The sequence below is a fragment of the Methanobacteriaceae archaeon genome (genome assembly GCA_030656015.1).
GTDB lineage: Archaea > Methanobacteriota > Methanobacteria > Methanobacteriales > Methanobacteriaceae > UBA349.
Genome location: JAUSNX010000006.1, coordinates 28,235 through 51,701 on the forward strand (window position 1 = coordinate 28,235; position 23,467 = coordinate 51,701).

Annotated in this window: 26 protein-coding genes; 14 read left to right on the forward strand and 12 right to left on the reverse strand. The window is 31.8% G+C overall.

The annotated features are described in order from the left end of the window. Positions 1–428: 428 nt before the first annotated feature. Entirely contained in the window at positions 429–938 is a 510-nt protein-coding gene (locus Q7I96_06280) for a hypothetical protein (protein ID MDO9627212.1), read from the reverse strand. 378 nt (positions 939–1,316) lie between these two features. Between Q7I96_06280 and Q7I96_06285 the strand changes: the two genes are divergently transcribed. After that, a complete protein-coding gene (locus Q7I96_06285; protein ID MDO9627213.1) occupies positions 1,317–2,849 on the forward strand; it encodes an MFS transporter in 1,533 nt (510 codons plus the stop codon). A 356-nt stretch (positions 2,850–3,205) separates the two neighbouring features. Here Q7I96_06285 and Q7I96_06290 read toward each other — a convergent pair whose 3' ends face one another. Both Q7I96_06290 and Q7I96_06295 read right to left on the reverse strand, forming a co-directional pair. Continuing rightward, complete coding sequence (locus Q7I96_06290) at positions 3,206–3,337, reverse strand: hypothetical protein (GenBank protein ID MDO9627214.1); 132 nt, start codon at positions 3,335–3,337, stop codon at positions 3,206–3,208. A 9-nt stretch (positions 3,338–3,346) separates the two neighbouring features. Next, positions 3,347–3,655, reverse strand: a complete 309-nt coding sequence (locus tag Q7I96_06295; protein MDO9627215.1) for a hypothetical protein — start codon at positions 3,653–3,655, stop codon at positions 3,347–3,349. A 107-nt stretch (positions 3,656–3,762) separates the two neighbouring features. Here Q7I96_06295 and Q7I96_06300 point away from each other — a divergent pair, with 107 nt between their 5' ends. From Q7I96_06300 to Q7I96_06330, 7 genes are all read left to right on the forward strand, one after another. Beyond that, positions 3,763–4,032, forward strand: coding sequence for a hypothetical protein (locus Q7I96_06300; protein MDO9627216.1), 270 nt, complete (start codon positions 3,763–3,765; stop codon positions 4,030–4,032). Continuing rightward, positions 4,029–4,463 (forward strand): hypothetical protein, encoded by a 435-nt coding sequence (locus Q7I96_06305; protein ID MDO9627217.1) that lies wholly within the window; start codon positions 4,029–4,031, stop codon positions 4,461–4,463. Before Q7I96_06300 ends, Q7I96_06305 begins: the two co-directional genes overlap by 4 nt. A gap of 221 nt (positions 4,464–4,684) precedes the next feature. After that, on the forward strand, positions 4,685–5,830 hold the full coding sequence (gene gntH / locus Q7I96_06310) for a guanitoxin biosynthesis MBL fold metallo-hydrolase GntH (protein ID MDO9627218.1): 1,146 nt from the start codon (positions 4,685–4,687) through the stop codon (positions 5,828–5,830). Between the two features lie 394 nt (positions 5,831–6,224). After that, the gene (locus Q7I96_06315; GenBank protein MDO9627219.1) at positions 6,225–6,989 is read left to right on the forward strand and encodes a Ku protein; all 765 of its coding nucleotides are present in this window, start codon (positions 6,225–6,227) and stop codon (positions 6,987–6,989) included. Further along, positions 6,990–7,874, forward strand: coding sequence for an ATP-dependent DNA ligase (locus Q7I96_06320; protein MDO9627220.1), 885 nt, complete (start codon positions 6,990–6,992; stop codon positions 7,872–7,874). Positions 7,875–8,104: 230 nt separating this feature from the next. Further along, positions 8,105–8,479, forward strand: a complete 375-nt coding sequence (locus Q7I96_06325; protein ID MDO9627221.1) for a hypothetical protein — start codon at positions 8,105–8,107, stop codon at positions 8,477–8,479. A 180-nt stretch (positions 8,480–8,659) separates the two neighbouring features. Next, on the forward strand, positions 8,660–8,971 hold the full coding sequence (locus tag Q7I96_06330) for a DUF2769 domain-containing protein (protein MDO9627222.1): 312 nt from the start codon (positions 8,660–8,662) through the stop codon (positions 8,969–8,971). Positions 8,972–9,333: 362 nt separating this feature from the next. Here the strand turns inward: Q7I96_06330 and Q7I96_06335 are convergent, their stop codons facing one another. Continuing rightward, complete coding sequence (locus tag Q7I96_06335; GenBank protein MDO9627223.1) at positions 9,334–9,531, reverse strand: hypothetical protein; 198 nt, start codon at positions 9,529–9,531, stop codon at positions 9,334–9,336. A gap of 133 nt (positions 9,532–9,664) precedes the next feature. Here Q7I96_06335 and Q7I96_06340 point away from each other — a divergent pair, with 133 nt between their 5' ends. From Q7I96_06340 to Q7I96_06365, 6 genes are all read left to right on the forward strand, one after another. After that, positions 9,665–9,805, forward strand: coding sequence for a hypothetical protein (locus tag Q7I96_06340; protein MDO9627224.1), 141 nt, complete (start codon positions 9,665–9,667; stop codon positions 9,803–9,805). Positions 9,806–9,952: 147 nt separating this feature from the next. After that, on the forward strand, positions 9,953–10,522 hold the full coding sequence (locus Q7I96_06345; protein ID MDO9627225.1) for a flavodoxin family protein: 570 nt from the start codon (positions 9,953–9,955) through the stop codon (positions 10,520–10,522). A gap of 37 nt (positions 10,523–10,559) precedes the next feature. Beyond that, entirely contained in the window at positions 10,560–11,159 is a 600-nt protein-coding gene (locus Q7I96_06350) for a flavin reductase family protein (GenBank protein ID MDO9627226.1), read from the forward strand. 75 nt (positions 11,160–11,234) lie between these two features. Beyond that, on the forward strand, positions 11,235–11,576 hold the full coding sequence (locus Q7I96_06355) for a hypothetical protein (protein MDO9627227.1): 342 nt from the start codon (positions 11,235–11,237) through the stop codon (positions 11,574–11,576). Between the two features lie 244 nt (positions 11,577–11,820). Then, positions 11,821–12,351, forward strand: coding sequence for a flavodoxin domain-containing protein (locus tag Q7I96_06360; protein ID MDO9627228.1), 531 nt, complete (start codon positions 11,821–11,823; stop codon positions 12,349–12,351). A gap of 107 nt (positions 12,352–12,458) precedes the next feature. Next, positions 12,459–12,962, forward strand: coding sequence for a MarR family transcriptional regulator (locus Q7I96_06365; GenBank protein ID MDO9627229.1), 504 nt, complete (start codon positions 12,459–12,461; stop codon positions 12,960–12,962). A 126-nt stretch (positions 12,963–13,088) separates the two neighbouring features. Here Q7I96_06365 and Q7I96_06370 read toward each other — a convergent pair whose 3' ends face one another. The 8 genes from Q7I96_06370 to Q7I96_06405 form a co-directional block, all read right to left on the reverse strand. Further along, complete coding sequence (locus Q7I96_06370; GenBank protein ID MDO9627230.1) at positions 13,089–14,492, reverse strand: undecaprenyl-phosphate glucose phosphotransferase; 1,404 nt, start codon at positions 14,490–14,492, stop codon at positions 13,089–13,091. A 237-nt stretch (positions 14,493–14,729) separates the two neighbouring features. Next, positions 14,730–15,614: a glycosyltransferase family 2 protein gene (locus Q7I96_06375; GenBank protein MDO9627231.1), complete on the reverse strand. Its 885-nt coding sequence runs from the start codon at positions 15,612–15,614 to the stop codon at positions 14,730–14,732. A 171-nt stretch (positions 15,615–15,785) separates the two neighbouring features. Continuing rightward, positions 15,786–16,736: a glycosyltransferase family 2 protein gene (locus tag Q7I96_06380; GenBank protein ID MDO9627232.1), complete on the reverse strand. Its 951-nt coding sequence runs from the start codon at positions 16,734–16,736 to the stop codon at positions 15,786–15,788. Positions 16,737–16,810: 74 nt separating this feature from the next. Then, positions 16,811–17,560, reverse strand: coding sequence for an ABC transporter ATP-binding protein (locus tag Q7I96_06385; protein ID MDO9627233.1), 750 nt, complete (start codon positions 17,558–17,560; stop codon positions 16,811–16,813). Positions 17,561–17,640: 80 nt separating this feature from the next. Next, positions 17,641–18,438 carry an ABC transporter permease gene (locus Q7I96_06390; protein ID MDO9627234.1) on the reverse strand — a complete coding sequence of 266 codons (798 nt, stop codon included), beginning with the start codon at positions 18,436–18,438 and terminating at the stop codon, positions 17,641–17,643. Between the two features lie 115 nt (positions 18,439–18,553). Next, complete coding sequence (locus tag Q7I96_06395; protein MDO9627235.1) at positions 18,554–19,876, reverse strand: UDP-glucose/GDP-mannose dehydrogenase family protein; 1,323 nt, start codon at positions 19,874–19,876, stop codon at positions 18,554–18,556. 38 nt (positions 19,877–19,914) lie between these two features. Further along, positions 19,915–20,919, reverse strand: a complete 1,005-nt coding sequence (locus Q7I96_06400) for an acyltransferase family protein (GenBank protein MDO9627236.1) — start codon at positions 20,917–20,919, stop codon at positions 19,915–19,917. Between the two features lie 88 nt (positions 20,920–21,007). Further along, positions 21,008–23,467, reverse strand: a complete 2,460-nt coding sequence (locus tag Q7I96_06405; GenBank protein MDO9627237.1) for a glycosyltransferase — start codon at positions 23,465–23,467, stop codon at positions 21,008–21,010.

The following is a 23,467-nucleotide window of genomic DNA, read 5'->3' on the forward strand; positions in this document are numbered from 1 at the left end:
TTGAGAATATGAATAATTGAAATACATTATAAACTATTTTTTATATACAATTATTCTTAATATCTTATAAATATCATGATATTAAAGTATTTGGCGAAATTTGATATTAATTTCTATTTTTATTTTATCAAAAAATTCATTTCATAAGTTTCTAAGAGGAATTATAAAATTAATCTATAATTAATAAATTTGAGTTAATTCTCTAATTTTCAAAAATAATATTATTTAAAATAACAACCAGAATTAATTTATGTAAAGGACATATATGAGTTTTTACATTTTGAATTAAAATAAAATAGTTTTTCAAAATTTCCAGAGCCTAATCAATTTAAAGTAGAATGCAAAAAAGAGTATTTTGATAATATTATTTATCTTGCTTATTTTTAGAATTTATTGATATGTGGTATTAGAATAAAAATAAAAAATAATTATTTTTTAAGCATAATTAATGTTCCACCTAATATCGCTGATAAAACTAATGTAGCATATGATGCACTGCTGTCACTTGTAGTGCCACTGTCAGAATTTTCAGTATTGTTGGGGCTCAATTCATTTGTTTCAATAATAGGATACTCCGTGGAATTGGAGGTATATTGGATGCTGCTTGGGATGCTGTTAGGGGTTTCATTTGTGTTTTCAGCGTTGGATATTATTTTTTGACTTTCTGTGGAGGTAGCAACAATTTCAGAATTTTCTGTTGGATTGGCCACATTATTGTTTGCAACTTCAGGAGTAACTGATTCTATTTCCTGTGTCGGGGTGGAGTTTTCTGAAGGGTTTGTAGTCGTATTCGGTGATTCGGGATTAGATATTTCAGAATTTGGACTTACCCAGTCATCTGGCAGAATGGCTATGGCACTCACGGTATTAATTAGAACTAAAGAAGAAAATAAAACAATGAATATGGTTATTATGAGATTATTTCTAATTCGAATCACCTCTGTTTCAGGATTAAATTAATTTCTCTTGTATTAAAATACAAGTCACAAATACTTAAAATTAAATTTTTTTTGTGAATTCTCTCTCAAAATGATGATTAATCATATGGATTGATTTATTATTCTCTATAACATCTAAAAAACAAGTTTTTTCAATGATAATTTTCGTGATATTATTCACAAACAGAAATTGAAAATATCTAAAATAACTCAAAAACTAAATTTATAAGTTCTACTTTTTATTTAAAAGAATTAATGAATATAATTTTATATTTTTTGGGGTTTATATCTTTAAAAATGAGAAATAAAAAAATTTAGCAATTAAAACGCAATTTTTTAAATATTTAAAAGTAATATAATAAAATTAGAGGATGTTTCATGGAAGAAAAAGTTCAAATTGGTTGGATTACATTAATTGTTGTCTCGCTTTCAGCTTTTGTAATTGCTTTAGATACTACATTTATGAATGTGGCCATAACTACGCTGGTCAAAGATCTAAACACAACTGTGGGCACGATTCAGTTTATAATTGCGGTTTATGCACTCACCATGGCCGCATTAATGTTAATCGGCGGAAAACTCCAGGATGTAATGGGTAAAAAACGTACATTTCTTATTGGAGCTGCTATTTATGGTATTGGAACTACTATAGCTGCTTTAAGTATTAATACATTCATGTTACTCATAGGATGGTCTATTTTAGAGGGTATTGGGGCTGCTTTAATGACTCCGGCCACGGCATCAATTATCAGTGGAACATATCATGGTAAAGATCGTACTTTTGCTTTGGCCATTTGGACTGCCATGGCCGGAGTGGCTGCAGCAATTGGTCCGTTATTTGGGGGATTTTTAACCACATTCTTTAGTTGGAGGTGGGGCTTTGGTCTGGAATTGCTTATTATATTAACCATTATTACTTATTCGGGCCATATTAAATACTTCAAACCAATTATGGAACGTTCAGATATCGATGTTTTGGGAGCCATACTTTCTGCGGTAGGTATAGTGGTTTTGGTGTTAGGTGTTTTACTACTCAATTCCTTTAAAACATGGGCCTATGCTCCTTACTGTATGGGGATTGGAGTTTTAATTCTCATTGTATTTTATTTCTATGAAAAAAGGAGAATTGCTCAAAATAAAATACCTCTATTTGATGTTCATTTACTTAAAAACAGTGATTTCACGTTAGGAACCAGTACTCGTCTTCTAATGAATCTAGCTCTTGCAGGAACAGTTTTCGTAATGCCTGTTTTCCTGCAGACAGTATCTGGTGCAGATGCATTTACAACTGGCCTAATTTTAATGCCACTCACAGTAGGATTACTAGTATTCTCAATTATCGCCTCGAAAATTTCTGGAAGGCTTCCCCACCGTACTATAATTGCCATAGGATTCGCTGTGGCATTACTAGGAGCTATTATTCTCAGATCTCAGTTCAGTTTATATACTCAACTAATTGACCTGGTTCCGGGAATGTTCTGTTTGGGAGTGGGCCTGGGATTGTCCATTCCACTAACGGCGGATGTGATACTTACCAGTGCCGGTGATAAAAAACAGGCTGATGCATCAGGATTCATGTCAACTGGAGCCAATTTGGGATCATCCATGGGAACAGCAGTAATTGGAGTAATATTAATTTTAGGAGCCATCAGTGGTTTATACACGGCCATAGATACTACATATCCCGACCAAATCACTAAAGAGCAGTATAAAGAAAATCTCGGATTCTATTTTGAAAAACTAGGGACCACTAATGTGCAACAATTGAAAAATCAAACATCTGCAGATTCGAATATGGTAAATATTACCATAACAACAGCGATGAGATATGCTATGGATGCCGTATCTATTTTTATGCTTCTGGGATTAATATTATCTCTCTTTTTGAGGCCTATTGGTAAAGATGGATGATAATAATTCATAATCTTTTTTAATTTTCTTTTTTTAAATTTTAAAAAATATAAAGTTATTTTGTTAATTGTAGGAATATTTACTTTTTTTAAAAAAAATAGATATTAAGATGAATTAAAATAAAAAAAGTTTTAAGATAGGTCTAATGTAAAATTGTATTTTATAGTGATCTGTTTATTATGTTCTATCAACTTTGGATCAGTAATTTTCATATTTTCATATTTTCATATTTTTTGATTGTTGGATGATATTCATTCACTAATCGTTATTTTAATAGTTCTAGAGTCACTTCCACCCATTGCATCCGATACTGTGAAAGTCACATTATATTCTCCTACTTCCTCTGCTTTAGGAATTCAACTGAATTGACCATTTAATTGATTAAATTCCACAGTTTTTGGTAATTCTGGGGTGCTGGCCTTAGTATAATTTAAATTATAACCTGCAGTACTAATTGCTGCAACTGTAAATTTTAAAGGTTTCCCCACTCCTCCGTATTAATTTTCCAAAGCAAATAGTGCAGTTTTGTTAGCAGTCGGATCTTTATGGGCTAAAAATCCACCTAGGGCTCCCACAGCAGCACTAGCTACTCCTACTAGAACTGTATAATTATTATCCGTTAACCCAATGCTCACCACTAAGGCAACCACTGCCACGGTTGTCAATCCTAAAAGGCCTATCGCTTGTATTTTGTGATGGCTACGCATATTAACTCTGTTTTTAAATATGGGCTTAATTAAATAGCTTAAAATCCCTACTGCTCCTAGAATAATTAAAACCTGTATTAAAAATCCATAATAACTCACCCCTAATTAAGTATTATAATATATTTTTTATTAATTCTTTTATATATTTTATGTTGAATTGGTTAGATTATCATTATTTATATAAGAAATATGGGAATAGTCTCAATATGAAAAATAAAAATTCCAGCACAGTAGTGTTCCCGGGCAGAACCATATCTTGGAGACGGAGTAAAAAAGGATGGTCTATGATTATCATGCCCGACAGTATTAGAATAGATAATAATCACGGTTACTGTCACATTCACATAGAATACAAAAAAAATTACCAAAACATAAAAGAAAACAGCTTAGAGGCAATTTACTCTATTATAACGGACCATATAGAAATAAACAAAGGGATTAATTTAGATGAATTAAAAAAGGAGCTTATAAATTGAGAATTAAACTAATCCGAGAATTAAAAGGCCGGGAACTGGTTCAAGAATTCAGAAAAACATATGGTTCTATTTATGAGCTGGAAAAGCTCTATGAAAATAACCTGGACAATTTGAAATTATATACTGATTTGGAGGACTGGAAATACTTTTCAGAGAATCTAGATGAGATATTGGAAGATGGTAAGATTTTGTTTACAGATAAATTAGTTTTAGGCGGAGAGGAAAAAGAATTATTGAATTTGATAATTAATAAAAAACCTCAATCAATCAAGGATCTGGCCCAGATGCTTAAATGGGATTTAAAGACGATTTACCCTAAAATTATTCAATTAGAAAAATATGATTTGATTGAACTTAAATCAGGGCCTAAAAAAGCATTGGTACCTGCAGCAAAATACAATAAGATAGAGATTATGGATAATTGTTCTTAGTTAATTATGATTATTTAATTTATGGTCACAATATTGAAAAATAAGAAATTTGTTATTAATTATTAAAAAATTGTCAAATCTTGAAACAAATTAGAAGATTATGCTCCTAAAATCAATAATATTATGTTTAATTAAAATAAACTTATTAAAATATAATGGTAATATAGATCAATTTTAGCATAGGTATAGAATATTAAAAGATTGAAAGTAGGTGGAAGACAATGACTAATAATGAATCTACATCCTTGCCAGTGCCGGCTTATGCAGGTGGCACGAAGGCGATTTCTCTAACCCCAACTGTTGGCACACCACGCCGAGATTATGCTGAGATGTTTATTCCTGGTGATGAGGAGCTTGAAGATGGTGAGATACGTATCACAGTACTTGGAAGTGGTAATCCATGGCCCACACGCGCTCAGGCCTCGGCAAGCATCCTGGTTGAAGTTGGAAATCCCGAGCGTGATATCTTCATTTTCGACATAGGAACTGGTGCTATTGCGAACTACGCGAGCCTAAAACTACCAGTAAATGCACTCAACAAGGTATTCATTACTCATCTGCACGCTGATCACACCAGCGATCTGATCACACTCAGTGGCAGCTTGGCTAAAGTAGGACGTGCCGATGGTCCGGTCTATGTGTGGGGACCCAGTGGTTCCGAACCCCGCTTGGGTACGAAGCACTTCTGCTCAGCGATAGAAGAAGTGCTGGCCTGGAACAACGCTGCTGACAAAGGAGCTATTAATCCAGACAGTCAGAAAATTGTAGTATCGGAGTTTGATTTCAGCCAGACGCAGGTCGTTTACGAGGCGAATGGTGTCAAGATAACGTCTTTCCCTGTTGTCCATTGCATTAGTGGTGCGGTGGGCTATCGTCTTGACTTCGCCGACCTTTCGTTTTGTTTCTCAGGTGATGCGCGACCTTCATGGCCCCTCGTCCACGCCTGCGAAGGTGGTGTCGATCTGTTGATTCACGAATGCTTCCCTCCTGCCAAGGCCCTCGCGGCAGCTTCTGGCCTATCCATTGAGCGGGCGACGATAGCTATTAATGCTGCTCATACCTCACCAAAGGCTGCTGGAAAGGTATTTGGTATGGTAAAGCCACGTATGGCTGCTCTATGGCATACAATGCTCTCGCCCCAGATTATATCTATGATATTCGAGGAACTCGGCAGTGTATATGAATGCCCAGTCGTCCAGACCCAAGATTTGACAGTATTTAATATTACGGCGGAAGCTGTCGTTTCCCGTCAGGTTAAACAATTCGACCAACTTCCACCGACTCCGGGGAAGCAGAGTGTCACATATGTGCCTGTGGTGGAAGAACCACCTGAGTGGTGGAAAGAGGCACTTATACCACTAGAATAAGTCTAGTAATTGGCATGAGGTGATGGATGGAGAAATTCGGTGATTTACAAAAAACATCAGGACTGAATGTTGTTTTTTAACATTTAAACTGCTTTATTTCTTTTATCTATCTATCTATCTATCTATCTATCTTTCTCTTTTTCTTCTTGAAGAGGGTTTTTTGGCTTATTAAGCAACTATCCATAGTTTTCACTGTGATGATTACCTGGATTTTGTTCTATTATTAATGATCTCTGGAAATAAATGTGCATCTTTGATAAATTCATGTTTATTTTTAGTTCGTTATAGTGGCGTTTAACGAAGATTATTATTAATTTTAAATAAATTGAAATTTTAGCAAAAAAATAATGCTGAAAAGAAATATAATAATAATTATATTTTAGGAGGGGTTATTTTGAGGTCAATTTGGTCTGGATATTTATCTTTTGGCACAATTGTTATTCCTATTAGAACTTATGCTGCGAGTGAAAATCTGCATGTGGGATTTCACCAAGTCCATAAAACGGATTGTGGTAGAGTTAGATACAAAAAAGTTTGTGAAAAGGATGGCAAGGAACTTAAAGCCGAAGACATTGCGAAAGCATATTTTATAGCTGGAGAATGTATTAAATTTACTGATGAAGAAATAGAATCCCTTAAACCTTTTAGAAATAAAATGATGGATGTTCAGGGATTTTGTAGAATAGAAGAAATACCTATGGTTTCTCTATCTAAACCATACTATATTGGAACGGAATCTTCTAAAAAAGGTGGTGTGGGAAAGAGTTTTCTCCTTTTAAAAAATGCCATGGAAAAAAGTGGTAAAGTAGCCATAGTCAAATGGGTTTCAAGAACCAATGAATACATTGGAATGCTAGAATCACATGGAAAAGGCCTACTTCTAAAACAAATGCTCTATCACGAACAGATAAGATCTCCTGAAGAAATAGATGTTATTGAAACAGAAGTTACACCAGACCTGGTGGATAAAGGAGTTAAAGTTATTGAAAAGATGACCTTTGACTTTAATTGGGCCGATTATCAGGAAGAATATACGGCTGAGGTTAAAAAATTAATAGAAAGAAAAGCAATGGGTGAAGAATTAGACGTAAAAGAAATAAAGGCTCCTGAAACACGATCTATTGAATCTGAACTGGAAAAGATGCTGGACAGTGTTTAAATGATAGAACCTATGCTGGCTCAGTTAAAAAGTAATGTCTTTAATTTGGATGGATCCTGGCTAATAGAACCTAAATATGATGGTGAAAGATTAATTGCACAACGCGAAGGTAATTCCATAACATTATGGACACGTAGAGATATTCAAGTTTCTTATAAGTTCCCAGAAATAGTTTCTGCTTTAAAAAAGAATATAAAAGGAGAAAACTGGATACTAGATGGTGAACTAACTGTATCGGATGGCTTTCGACAGCTTCTAAAACGTAATGTAGAAGATAAATTCAAGATAAGCATTTTGTCGCGTAAAATACCTGCCACCTACAATATATTTGATATTATTAATTGGGATGGTGAATTCGTTATGGAAAGGCCTTTAATAGAACGTAAATCTCTTCTTTTGAAGGCAGTTAATTTAGATGAATTCATTGATCTAATAGATTTTCAAGAATTAAATGATATAAATAAACAATTGAATGATAATTTAAAAGCTGGTTTTGAGGGAATTGTTTTAAAAAAAACTTATTCGCCATATGAACCAGGTAAAAGATCCGGAAAATGGATTAAAATAAAAAAACAGGACACTATTGATGTTTATGTGGTAGGAGCTACTAAAAGTACGGGCAGTATAGCTTTTGGAGCATTGATTCTCAAAAAAGATGGAAAATTTTTTGGAAAAGTCGGAACCGGATTCACTGATCAGGATCGCAAGTATATATTGAATATTTTAAGAAAAAATGAGGCCCCACTAGATATAAATCTTCCAAAGAGCGTCCTTTCAGAACTATTAATTAGTAATAATCCACTTTTAGCAGAAATACGTGTCCAAGAGATTATTAATAATTCGCCCCGGGCCCCAGTTTGGGTAAGATTCCGATGGGATGATTAATATAATTTTTTAATAAAAAAAGAGGGCTTTAGAAGATTTTTATATCTATAGCTTGATTTGAGGGTCATTACGGGATTTTCAATTCTGGAATGAAGGCTGGGGCTATGAAGTTGGGATAGATTTGCTAAGTTATTGGAGAAAGAGCGGCCAATTTAAAGATTATGGTTTTAGAAATTGAAAATTATATTTATTATGCTTAAACATATATCTAAACTGAATACTATCATTAAATGAAATCACGTGATCATATGCCAGAAATAACTCCAGAAGTCATATTTAAAAAAGAAAGTGGAGAAACGGTTTCTCTACTGGAAAAATTCGTAAGATTACAATCAAGAGCAGGTGGATTATTAACTGTTAATTTTCGGGCCCCTGAAGAGGAAATGATAAATATAAAAGAATTTTTCAAATTATTCCAGAATGATGAATTAGTTAAAATTGATATTGGGGGAACTGGTGATATTAACTGTTCTTTCAAAGGAATTTCACCTATACTGGAGCATAAGGATGAAACTGGATTTTCTTACTTTTCCCTATCTGTCACCCTCCAGGATCAGGCCAAATTGAATCAACCCGATGAGCCCCCGTCCTGTGGATGTGGCTAATATTGTATAATATTTTTTTTAATTATTTTTTTTTATCTTAAATTAATTCTTCTTAAATAACTTAAATCACTAAAATTTTACACTCAATGAAACAAATATAATCATAGTGCAATTTTGATATTATAAAAATGCATATATAATTTCTTAAAGGCCAAATATTCTTATAACTTGGTGAAAAAAATGTCAATTGATTTTAGCATGGGGAATATAAAAAAATGTCTTTGTATGAGATGCCCAGTGCAGATGGAGAGCCAGTGCGTTAAGGATAAAGAGAAAATAATGATTCTAATGACTCAACAAGATCTGGACAGTCCTATGAGGATGGATGAAGAAAGAGTTCCAGGTCTTTATTGTTCCACTGGAAGGGCCATTTGTAATGATATAAATGTCCATCAGATCTGCAGATGTAATGAATGTTCCGTTTGGATGGGGAACCGATTGGACAAAAAAGAGATATCTAAATACTTTTGTATCAATGGAAAGGCCAAATAATATTCTAATTTTAATTTAAACCTAATTTTAATTTAAACACTGAAAAATAACTATAATTAAGCATTATGCTGTAAATCCAGCGAGCAACATAATTAATAAACTTTAAACAAAAAAAATAAAACGCATATATTGCCTTATTTACCGGGATAATATTCTAATTCGCCTCGACACTGGCATTGTTCAAAGTCATCAGGACTTTCTCCTTCAGCTAGTTCGTAGTATCCACCACATAACTTACATAACAAGTAACTCATATTTTTTCCCCAATATTACTATAATTAACTTTTATTCTTAACAATAGATAATTGTTTTGTTTTGATTTTTAATTAAACCCATTTTATTGATTTTTTTATTAAAAAAAACTAAAATAATAACCTTTTTTCAACTTGGAGTAAAATATTAATACAATTTCTACAATAAATATAACATAATATCTTAATAAAATGGGGTGAATCAATGGATAGAAATTTAATTATAGTTGCAGCAATAGTTATAATAATTTTGGCAGCTGCTGGGGCTTGGTATGTTATGTAACTGGCTCCTGTAAACAATACGGCCAATAATACTCCTAATGGCACTACTTACAACAATATATCTACTAATGATAATAATAACACTATAAAAAACAATACTACCAACTCTACAAATATAACTAAGGTTCAGGCCAATAAGCTGGCCACTAAATATATTGGAATGGGCGTTTACTTGGGAAATAATACGACTTTAACCACTTATAAAAAAGTTAGTGTTTGGAATGTCTCGGTATACACCACTCAGGGCCTTTACTCAAGTTCTATTTATATAAATGCTATAAATGGGAAAAGAGTTCAATAAATTGGGTTTTTGAATAATCCAATTATTTTTTATTTTATTTATTTTCAGATGATTCTTAAAGGTAATTATTTTAATAGTTCATTAGGTCATACAAATATTAATTTTAATTCAATTCTTAACTTAAACTCAAAATTAGAGGTTAAAATAATGAAAATAACCTGTATCAAGGGAAGCCCCCGTAAAAACGCTAATAGTTCTATAATTGCGGATAAACTTTTAAATCAATTGGAAAAGCCAGGAAATGAAATAAAAACCTTTGAATTGAATAAATTAAATTACAAAGGATGTCAGGGGTGCCGAGGATGTTTTACCCGTGCTGAAAAATGTACCATCAATGATGACCTGCAGGATGTTTTAGAATCTGTCAAAGAATCTGATGTCATGGTGCTGGCCTCTCCGGTGTATTATGGTGATATAACTTCCCAGGCCAAAGCATTTGTTGATAGAACATATTCTTATTATGTGCCTGATTTTTTAACTAATCCTAATCCCAGTAGATTAAACCCCGGAAAAATGATGGTAATGATTTTATCTCAGGGAAATCCTGACGAAGAAGCTTTTAATGATATTTTTCCGAGATACAGTTACTTCTTCCAGAGACATGCCTTTAATGATAGGTTTTTAATTAGAGCTTGTGGTGTGAGGGAAGAAGGAGAAGTTTTAAAAAGGGAAGACGTACTGCAACAGGTCAAAAAAGTTGCCGAAGATCTTTTATAATTTTATAAAATTTTAAATGGACTTGGAAGGATTATTTATGAAAAAAAGTCTAGGGCCTAAGGTATTTGGCTTCCCAGCCCCAGTTTTTATAGTGGGTTCTTATAATGAAAATGGACAGGCCAATGTAATGAATGTTGCCGCAGCAGGGACTTGCTGTTTGTCACCGCCATGTGTTTACGTTTCTCTAAGAGAGGCTACTCACACTTACCACAATATTATAAGAAATAAAGCATTCACCATTAGTATACCTTTCCAAGAGCAAGTTGTTGAGGCGGATTATTTTGGCATTGCTTCGGGCAAAAATACAGATAAATTTGAAGTAACGGGATTAACTCCTGTAAAAAGTGATTTGGTACATGCACCCTATGTTGATGAGTTTTCAGTGGTCATGGAATGCCAACTGAAGGATAAAGTTATTTTGGGCTCGCACACTATGTTTATTGGTGAAGTCATTGATTTAAAGGCTGATGAGGATGTAACCACAAAAATCAAAATTAAATCTGATCTGGAGCTTCTTAAAGTCGATTTGGAAAAATCTAAACCATTTATCTATGATTTATCTTTAAGGGGTTACTATAAATTGGGTGAAAAGATAGGTAATGGTTTTTCTGATGGTTTGAAATATTTTAAGAAATAATTTTTCATTAAATGCCATTTAAAATATATAAAATATATATTATAAATTTGGAAATAGTGAAAACTGGGTGATTATATGCCGGATTCAGAAATTGTAATTACAGAAAACGATGTTATTGAGACTATGGGCTTATTTACTAAAGTTCCATCTATTTTACTCAGTAGGTGGGTCTCTAAAAATTCTAATTTGGTCAAATCATTTTCAAATCAGATTGAATCCTATAAAAGCAAACTATCTTCTCATGATATGGCCCGCGCAGAAAAAGTAATGGAGATGTCTGTAGAAGAACTTCAGGAAATTCTAAAAAAGGCCTATGATCGAACTGGTAAAAAGCAGCTAAAAATTCTTGCTGATCCTAAAGCCAAGGAATTTATTGTTTTAAATCTTCAGGAGGCCAGAAAAGTACTTTTTTACTGATTTAATATTAAGATTAAACTTTTGTCATTATTTAAAATATTGATTAATTTATTTTTATTTTAATTATTTTCAATTTATTTTATAATTTTATAAAAAATAATTTTATTAAAACCCCCGTTCATAAAAAACTTTATATATTAAAATAGATTATTAGGTAATATATTACATATTGAAATTCTAATTTATTTAAAATATTATAAAATTTAATTTAAATAAATATCAAAATATTAACAGAGGGAATAAAATGAAAGCACTAGTAGTTTATGGAACAAGATATGGTACTGCCGCAGAAATTGCTGAAGAAATAACCCGCACATTAAAAGAAGAGGGTGTTGAAACCGATTTACTGGATTCTAGGGGACTAAAAGAGTGGGATGTTACTCCATATGATTTGGTAATTGTGGGAAGTGGAATAAAGATTAGTAAATGGACGAAGGGAGCTAGGAAGTTCTTGGATAAAAATAAATCTGCTTTAGTTGATAGAAAAGTGGCCCTTTTTGTATCTTGTGGGGCGGCTAATAAGGAAGAATCTCGTGCAGAAGGACAGGAGAAATATCTGGATGATGTGGCTCAGAAACACTTGATTAAAGAGCCAGTGGCCACAGGACTATTTGGAAGTACTTTTGATCCTGATTCCAAGCAAGGTTTCTTATACAAACAGGTAATGAAGTCCGTTAAAAAAGATTTGGAAAAACAAGGCATTGATGTTAGCAAACCTGTTGATTACCGTGATTGGGATGAGATAAGGGCCTGGACTCGAGCTCTAGCAGATTAATAATTAATTATCTCCCAGCAAATACCATTATTAATCTAATTTTAGATTTTTCTTAAATGGATTATTAGATTGTACATAAATTAATCTTTAATTAAAAAGGTAATTTGATGAAAGAAATCGACGATGTTATGGCTGACCAACCATTTGTTGAAAGGCTGGAGATGGAAAAATACATACTAGTAATTTTATTTCTAATCCAGCAGCGATGGGGCTATATCATAAACAAAGAATTTGCCAAAGATAACATAACCACTAAACAATGGCTATTATTGGTAATTCTGGGCAACGCCTTTGACCATGATCCATCCATGCAGGAAATGGCGGAGGCTATGAGCACCACTCACCAGAATGTTAAGCAACTGGCCAGTCGTTTGCAAGATAGCGGATTTTTAAAAATAGAACGCGATCCACGTAATAAAAGAATTTTACGTCTGAAATTCACGGAACAATGCTATAAATACTGGAGAAAAAGAGATGAAGAGGATATTGAATCTATAACGAATTTATTCAATGTTCTGGATGATGAAGAGGTAATTTCTCTCTTTGGCATTATGAACAAACTGGAAAAATTTTCACAAATACAATATAATGAATCTAAAACTAATAAATAATTCTTTTTAGATGATAGCCAATAACTCAAAAATAGAAATGAAAAAATATTTACCATAGTTTTTTACTTCTATTTAATTTATATTTCATTTTAATTGTAGAAAGTTTGATATAATTCATTAACTTACTTAATAAGCATTTTGATCAGTAAAACCATTGGTAAATGTAAGGAAAAATATTTTCACATCTAAACTAAGGGTCCAGTTCTCCACATAATATAAATCATATTCTATTCTCTTTTTTATTGAGGTATCTCCTCTCCAGCCATGAACTTGGGCCCATCCAGTCATTCCGGGTCTAACGTGATGTTTAATCATGTAATGTGGTATTTCTTCTCTGAATTTTTCCACAAAAAGAGGACGTTCTGGTCTTGGACCAATAAGACTCATATCTCCTTTTAATATATTAAATAATTGTGGTAATTCATCTATACTAGTTTTTCTTATGAAAGAACCAAATTTTGTCTTTCGGGGGTCGTCTTCTGTGGTCCATTGGGACACTTCTTCGTCACCGGCCTGTACTTTCATGCTACGGAATTTATACATCTCGAATGTTGCTCTATGTAATCCAACACGTTCCTGTTTGAATATAATTGGTCCAGGAGAGCTTTTTTTGACCATAATTGTGGTGAAAATGAGTAGTGGTGAAAATATCATTATCCCCCCTATTGCCATCAAAATGTCTAAAAATCGCTTCAGAGCTTTATTAAAAGAATTATCTAATGGAACATAGCGTATATTAATTAAAGGGATGTTATCTATCATATCAATGTATGGCCTTGCTGGGAAATAGCGATAGTAATCAGGAACAATTTCTGCTTTAACCCCATATTTTTCACAAGTATCAATTATGTGTTCTAACAATTTAGAATGGCGAGGAGAAAGGGTTATTACGATTCTATCAATTTCTTTGGTAAGAATAATTTCTTCTAAATCTTCAATTTTTCCTATTACTGGTGAACCTGCTATTTCAGTTTTTTTTTCTATATTATCATCTAAAAACCCAATTAATTTGTACCCGACATATTCATTGAGTTTTATTTTACGGGTGAACTTCTCACCAAGATCCCCTGCCCCAATTACTAAAATATATTTAATATTATATCCTTTACTTCGGGCGAATCGTAATGATTTCCTTACAATTAATCGCTCTATTATTGAAAATATGGTAGAGAATAATGCGAAAATGGCCAGCAAGTAACGGGAATAGTCTGAAAGATCAACTACAAATAATATGGTTACCAGTAGCAATAATCCAATAAAATTGACCTTAACGATTTTTATGGTTTCGGAAGTTATACTTTTGGTTCTTTGAGGGTCATATAATCCAAAAAAGTAGTAAAGTAGGAGATAATTTGGTAAAATAAAGATTATAGGTAAAACATATATGGAAAATCCCCACCTATTACCCTCAAATCCTAGTATTCCTAGTTTAAATCTAATAAAATAGGCAAAAATCAGTGCTAAGGTGATTACAATTATATCTATAATTACCAGCATTATATTGAATATTTTCTGGTTCTGCTGAATCATGAAATCACCTTAAACATGAAATTATTTTATTTTAAATGGAATTTTTGCTTTATTTTATTTGTTATCTTTAATAAAATGTTATTGATATCATTTATACAATAAGCACTATTTTAATATTGTTGATAATTTTTTATTTATATATTTTTGGGGAGTTATATGTAAAATATAATTAATTGAAAATTAGTCTATTAAAGCTAATTTTATTAATTTTTAATCTCTAATTTTTAATCTCAATTATTATCCTGATTTTTTGAAAAGATTCAAAAAGAGCTTTAACCCAAATATTGCCCCTATCCCTGCGTAAGTTAAAGCAGTTGTTAATACAGAGCTCTGTTTTTTATAATGCTTATTATAAAAAATATACATGGCCCTGTAAAATTCATATATTAGTTTTGATTTTTGCTTCTGGCTGCTGGATCCTTTATAATGAATTATCTGTGCATCACCATAATATATTATCTGCCAGCCAGCTTCTTTTATTCGATAGCACCAGTCAATATCTTCACCATACATGAAGAAATTTTCATCTAAAAGCCCTATCTCTTTAATTGCTTCTGAATTTACTATCATGAATGCACCCACCAGACAATCAATAGGGTAAACTCCATCATTATCTAAATAACAAAGGTTGTATTTTCCAAAACGCGGACTCTTTGGGAAAAGACGTGAAAGCCCAATCATCCGATAAAAAGAAACACTAACATCTGGAAAACTTCTTCGACAGGCCTTATCTAATGTTCCATCAGGTAAAACCACTTTACATCCCAGGGCTCCAGTTTGGGTGTGGGATTCCATGTAATTCAAACACTTTTCTAGGCAGTCATCAACTACTATGGTATCGGAATTAAGTAATAATATGTAATTGGAGGATGTCTCTTTCAAAGCCAGGTTATTAGCATAGGAAAATCCTTTATTTTTAGTACTAGCAATAAATTTTATTAATCCATCTTGCATTTCTTTTGAAAAATTTTTCTGTAGTTTTTCAAGACTACCATCCTCAGAAGCATTGTCCACAACATAAATGTCATATTTAAATGGGTGATTTTTGGTAATTACCGACTCAATAGTCTGTTTTGTTAAATTATATGTGCGGTAATTTACTACTATTATGGATAAGTCCATTATATATCTCCTCATGATGGAATTTAAAATATTTTAAACAGTTAAGTGAGTATTCGCAAAATAGTTTTATTATTTTATTGTAATATCTAATATTAAAATTATTTTACTAATTAAAATCTATCTAAGATTAAAAAGGATTAGAATATGGAGACTATTTGATATAGATCATGTTTAAAAAAATAGGAATTTTAGAGTATTTTTAATCAATAATCCTTCAATTTCAAAGTAATTAACTAAATTTTTATTTAAATATTTTACTTTTTTTACTTTACCTAAAGAAAGGAATCCTTCTTTTAATCCATCTAAATAAGTTTTCCCATAACCTTTTTTCATGAAAAAAAGATATTTAATAAAATATCCTAAGAATAAAAAGGGCAAATTCAGAATCAGCTGGGGCCATGGCATGTTTTTGTAGGGAACATATACATTATTTCGGGCCGCCAATTTGATTTTAAATTTATTATAACGGCTGCCGCTTGTTCCGCTTCCTCTATGATAAACCACAGCTTCTGGACAGTAAATACATTTATAACCATGAATTCTGGCCCGGTAACTTATATCCACATCCTCCATATATGCAAAGAAATTTTCATCAAAAAGCCCTATTTCATCAAAAACGCTTTTTCTATAAATTGCTGCTCCCGCACATGCGCTGAAGGTTTCTCTTTTTTGAATATAGTCTTTTGGGGATTTATTATGCCCTACCTTTCTAGTCCATCCCAATATGGTGTATTCATCACCAGCATCATCTATTTTATTCCTATTCTGGTACTGAACCATTTTAGAAGTTACAGCAAATGTTTTATCATCTTTTTCCAGGCAATCCACAATACTAGGAATGCAATCTGTTTCTAATTCCACATCATTATTCAGCAAAAAAACATATTCTGATTTGGATAGGTTTATGCCCTGGTTAACTGCAGTAGCAAACCCTAAATTTTTTTTATTTTGTATTAGAATGAATTCAGGATAATTTTCTTTAATGTATTCAATGCTTCCATCTTCTGAGGCATTATCTATGACAATCACATCAAAAGGATAATTTTGGTTTTTTAAAGATTCAAAACACTCTTTAAGGAAATGTTTACCATTATAATTAGGTATAATAATCGCTAGATTCACCATAAACTTAACCTTAAGGATTATATTATATTTTTTATAAAAAGATTTACAAAAATATGCTCTTAAAACATGTTTTATCTATTAACTTGGTGAATACTCTGTTCATATTTTTCACTTACTTCTTCTACAGAGCCTTGCATAATTAACTTGCCTTTTTCAAGCCATATTGCTTTATTACACAGGCTTTTCACCTGATCAATAGAATGTGAAACAAATAAAACAGTAACGTCTTCATTGAGGAATGATTTCATTCTTTTTTCACTCTTTTCCTTAAATTTGGCGTCTCCAACGGCTAATACTTCATCCAAAATTAATATTTCAGGTTCCACAGTTGTGGCAATGGAAAAACCCAGCCGGGCCACCATGCCTGAAGAATAATTTTTTAAGGGAACATCTATGAACTCTCCAATCTCAGAGAAATTCACGATCTCATCGAATTTACTTTCTATAAACTCTTTAGTATAACCTAACATTGCGCCGTTAAGAAAAATATTCTCCCTACCAGTATAACTAGGATCAAATCCTGCTCCAAGCTCCAGTAAAGGCGATATGCGACCCATTAACTCAATATTGCCATGAGTAGGTTTCATAACTCCTGATATGAGTTTGAGCAAAGTACTCTTGCCAGCACCATTTAATCCAAGGACTCCTAATTTATCTCCTTTCTTTACTTCAAATGAAACGTCTTTCAGGGCCCAAAAGGACTGATACATAAGTTCTCTTTTTAGAAGTTTAATAACGTACTCTTTAAGGTTATCTGTTTTTTCCTGGCTTAAATTGAACTCCATTCCAACATTTTCAACCTTGATAACTGTTTCTCCCAAATTTTCACCCTTAATGATTAGATTATCACTTTTTAAGCAGTATTCTATGATTTTTTTAAATTTTAATTATTTAGATAATTTTAAATGTATAATATAAATTTATCCTGATATTTATAAAACAAAGCTATTCCTAAAACAATGGACGCTATTGCGGAAACCGTCCCGAATATTAGTTGCCCTTGATCAAAATAGGCCCCATATAAAATTGAAGCTCTAAAAAGACTTATTATAGCATATAATGGGTTGAAAGTTTGAATCCATCTGAAACTTTCAGGTACAATTTCGGCTGGATACATAATAGGGGTAGCATACATTAACATGGTAAGAAAAACACCGTATAAATGTTCTATATCTCTGAAAAACACGGTTAATGTGGCTACTATCAATCCAACTCCAATGGTAAACATTAAAAGAAGTAAAATAGGCACCAGCGCTGAAAGAATGAAAATTGTAAATGGGGCTTGGGTGGCTATCATTACTAAAAACAGGACAATCATTGACATTAAAAATGTGACCAAATTAGAAAATATCACTCCGAGGGAGTACATATACTTTGGAATATAAACTTTTTTGATCATGGAGGCATTACTGATAATAGATCCCATAGCTGCCCTACTTCCCGCAGCGTAATAATCAAATACAAGTTTTCCAGTTAATAAGTAAACGGGATAATTTTCGATATTGTTCTTAAAAAGCTGTGAAAATACGATAGTCAATATTATCATGGTAAATAATGGCTGCAGGAAACTCCAGAATATTCCCAGGACGGATCTTCTGTATTTCAGCTTAACATCCCTTTTAATTAATTCAGCAAGTAGAAACTTATATTTATTGAAATTAGATAAGAATCTATGGCCAAATATTTCTTCAAAGATCATTTTTTACCCTACTTACATTAAAATAATATTTAATGATTTTTATAATTGTTAATTTCATATATTCTCATTTCTTTTTCTTTTTCCTGATTTAAATAGGTTTAATATTATTACATTATTAATTACCTATCTGGAAATATTCAAATCCAATATTATGTAAAATTTCCTTATTGAACTGATTCCTACCATCAAAGATAATCTTGTTTTTAATCCTTTTTTCTATTTCTTCAAAATCAGGGCTTCTAAACTCTTTCCATTCGGTAATTAATATTAGAGCATCTGCATCATTAAGAACATCGTATTTATTATCCTCAAATTTCAGGTTAGCATTACCCTCAAAGTAATATTTTCTGGCCACTTTCATGGCTTGAGGATCATAAGCAATTATTTTAGCTCCTAATTTAGTTAACTTATTAATAATAACTGTAGAAGAAGCTTCTCTCATGTCATCAGTTTCTGGTTTAAATGATAAACCCCATACGGCAAAAGTGAAATTTGATAAGTCGTCACCAAATCGATTTATTATTTTATTCACCAGTACTAACTTTTGATTTTCATTCACGGCTTCTATTTCTTTTAATAAACCAGAGTTGTATTCATAATCTTTAGAAGTTCGTATTAATGCCTTAATATCCTTTGGAAAGCAACTTCCCCCATATCCACATCCAGCATATAAGAAACTGTAGCCTATTCTACTATCACTACCCATTCCAATCCGCACATTATTGATATCTGCTCCCACCCTTTCACAAATATTAGCCATTTCATTCATGAAGGATATACGCGAGGCTAACATGGCATTTGAAGCGTATTTAGTCATTTCTGCGCTTTTCACATCCATATTTATAAATCGTTCCTGGTTTCGTATAAACGGAGCGTATAATTCCTTTAATATTTCAATAACCTTATCTTCATCACAACCAATTACCACACGGTCTGGTTTCATAAAATCATCGACTGCAGCACCTTCTTTTAAGAATTCTGGGTTTGAAACTACGGAAATATCATGATCCAACTTTCTTTCATCCAATTCTTTAATAATGATATCTTTTACTTTATCGGCCGTTCCCACAGGTACAGTGGATTTATTTATGACAATAAGATCACTTGACATTGTTTGCCCAATTTGCTGTGCCGCTTCCAGAACGTACTGTAAATCAGCACTTCCATCTTCACCAACGGGTGTTCCCACAGCTATGAAACATATATCTGAATTGTCCAGGCCTTCTTTTAAATTATTGGTAAAAATCAGATTTCCGTGCTCAAAATTTCTAACAACTAATTCTTCCAGGCCAGGTTCATAAATGGGGATAATTCCTTTTTTAAGGTTCTTAATTTTATCACCATCAATATCAACACAATATACATTATTTCCCATTTCTGAGAGACATGTGCCTGTAACTAATCCAACATATCCTGTTCCAATAATTGTAATTTTCATGAATATCACTTTATTTTATTATTTTAATTTATTGAATATCAATCACTAATTTTGTTTTTATCTGGATTTTTAGTAATGAATTTTGTGAATACAAAAATGAGTTTATTAGTCCATTCAGTTAAAACATCTCTTGAAAGAATATATAAAACTAGGCTCGGCAACAAAACTGCATATAAAATTGAATAGTAGGTATTATTCAAAATAAAGTTTAATCCAAGATTTGTTAATATTTGTGGCATTGAGAGAAAAATGTAGAAATGGAACACATACACAACAAGTGAATTTTTCCCGATTTTTGTTAAAAACGTTTTATTGGATGTCATGAAAGAATATAATAATGTGAGAACTACCATGGATGCTATCAGGACAAATAATGTTAGTAATATTCCTTTAGGATCACTTAAACCTAATTCACTGTAAGAACGTTTAAAACTCATTATTGCACCATGGTTTTGGATTGCAAATGCGAATATTGATAAAGAAACAATAAAACCTATTACTGCAACATATATATTTTTTATTTTTATTTTTTCTTTAATTTCTTTGAAATAGAAACCAAATAGAAATATTGGTAGAAAAGAAATAGCTCTTGATATGGCTAAAAAATCAAAATTTATGTTTAGTGTTCCTAAATATAGAACTGGAATAATACTTAATAAAATGGGATATTTAAATTTATCCAGGGCGGGCAAAAAAGTTCTCCAATAAAATAGACATAATAAATACCATAAACCTGCTGCTGGGAAGAAATAATTTTCTAAAGATAGATTCCCATCTTTTAAAAATGAGAAAATTATCCAAAGTGTGCTAAATAATAAATATGGCATGAAAATATTTCGAAAAGCTTTAGTTCCACTATCCGAAGCGGTTTTAGAGAGATAACCACTTACAAATACAAAGATTGGCATAGCTAATGCGCAACGGCAAATATAAATAAAATATGGTATTTGAAAATCCATTAATATTGTTTGTTCAAAAAAATGTCCAAAAACAATTAGAACCATTGCTAGGCCTTTTAGATTGTCTAATTTAAGGTCGCGCATATTTACTCCTAGTTAAATATAAATTTAATTATCGCTTGCAAATTATATAAAATATTTTGTTTGTAATTCATTTAAAGAATGATGTCATTTAATTTAAAAATGAATAATATATCTTTAAATAGTCATTAGCCATCTCTTTTGTCGTTTTAAATTTTATTTCTTGCACTGTTCTGGCAATTTTTTCATATTCTTCTGGTGAATTAGATATTCTGATTATCTCTTGGTAAGCTGCTATGGGGTTTTGATAATCTAAAAACCATCCCCCGTTGTTTTTAATGGTACGTTCTTTCTGTGCTCCTAAATTTGTTGTTAAAACAGGTACTCCGCAACTCCAAGCTTCAGATAAAGTATGACAGTAAGTTTCCGGCCATATGGACAATATGCCAATGAAAGAGGGTTTAATATTTTCTATAATCTTACAAAAATCTTCCCTATCGTATTTTCCATGATAAATACCACAATCTTCAAGCTCGGGATCAAGAGAACCCATAAAGTGAAATTCTAATATAGAATTTTTATCTTGTTCCATGAGATCTTTTATGAGTTTTAAACCCTTTTGATTATTAATATTGCCTGGAAAAACAATTTTCACTGGTTTAGATGGCTCTGGAATTTCGTAGGGGAGTATATTTTTTTCTATAGGATCAAAATCCCTGCCATGTTCAATGATTTTAAAATTTTTGGTGGATAATTGTGGATAAATAGATGTAAAAATGTCTTTTACACATTCGGAGGTAGTTACAAAAGCTGAAGCTCTGTCTAATGTTTTCGAAATTTCATTTCTCCATTGGGGAATAAAATCTTTTAAAATAGGAAGATCATCTAATTCCACCATTGAAACCATACATTGTCCGTCTCCTTCTGTGCATTCTCCTGCACAATAATTATTTTTATCATCTAATAAGTTGTAGGATGGGCAAATGAAATAAAAATCATGAAATGATATTATCATTGGTAGTCCTAATTTTGATGTAATGGATGGTAAGTCAAAAGTATGCTTAATTAGATGTCTAAGATGCACAATATCAATTTTTAATCCATTAAGAACATTGAAATAAATATCTCTAAATTCTGAGTTATAAAAATCACTTGCGGACCATTCTGATTTAATTGCCCAAGAAAAAATTTCTTCAAAATCATCATCAACATATTTCAGCAGAATTATTTCTTTAGAACTGGATGAAAGTATATAACAATCAAAATTTTTTCCAACATTTCTTATTAGATCTTGATTGGTATGAACTGTTCCGCCTCCTCCTTTATGGATAACGTACAATATTCGTTTTTTGTTATTATTTTCTAAATTTTCATTTTCAAGGGCGTTTTTGATTCTTTCAAGGATAGTTACGTATTCATCTGATTTTAAAAACTCTCGAACCTTTCTGGTATATTGAGGATGTTTTTGGTCTAATATTGCCCTATTTTTCTTTAAAAGGTCTTTTTTTGCATCTGAGAATGATGAACCCCCTTTATGATAAATATAAGTTGATTCGTCTATGATATTAGTCCAATATTTTTCAAGTGCCCTCATGCAAAAGTCATTTTCTTCACAATACCCCATGCCAAAGCTTTCTTCATCAAGAAGTCCTATTTCATTTATTAAATCTCTTTTAATAAACATACAGAATCCATTGCCGGTGGGAACTTCCATATATTTATTAACTGCAACTTTTTCAACTAAATTTGCAACATCTTCTATTTTTAGTTGGGGATGTCCAGTTTTAATTCCTGGAATTGAAAAGGCTCCAGCAGCGTTAGATAGTGCTGTAACAGTTCCTATTTGTTTTTCAGAGTAAGCAGCCACCACTAGTTTTGTTAACCATTTAGGAGTAACTATGGTGTCGCTGTTTAATAGTACAATATCTCCCTCGGTACTTTTCATTCCAATATTAACCGTTTTTACAAATCCTTTATTTTCTTCATTTCTGATTATTTTTATATTTTGATTACCCTCTAGATTACTTAATAATCCCTCAATTCTTTCATCAGTACTAAAATCATCAATTAAAACCATTTCAAATGGAATTTTAGTGTGTTTTAGAACACTTTCTATACATTTTTCCGTATCTTCAAAAGCATTATAGATGGGTATTATGATGGATATTTTTTGGGGCGAATCCAGAGCGTTTATGATATCTTCGATTTGAGAATTATAATATGGTTCAAATCCTAAATTGTAAAATTTTGGATTAATAGTTTCTCGTCTTTCATTGAGCCCATATAGACTGTAATGCACTAATGGATTTAACCTAGAATTTTTAACATCCGAATATTTTCTTAAATAATAATCTCCGTCAAATTGAGGGCTTGGCTTTCTCCCTTCTTTAAATCCATGATATATATAATTTAAAATAGGATCTATACCAGATAATCTAACATCCGGGTTATTGTGTAAATAGTAACTTTTATTTAACAATTCATATTTTTTAATTGATTTATATCCTTTGATATTAGCAAAAGCTACTTTAAGGCCAGTTTTTTTGCTATTAAGAATAATGTATGCATAGGGAAATGTTGAAATTAATTTTTGCTTGATGGGTCTATTCAT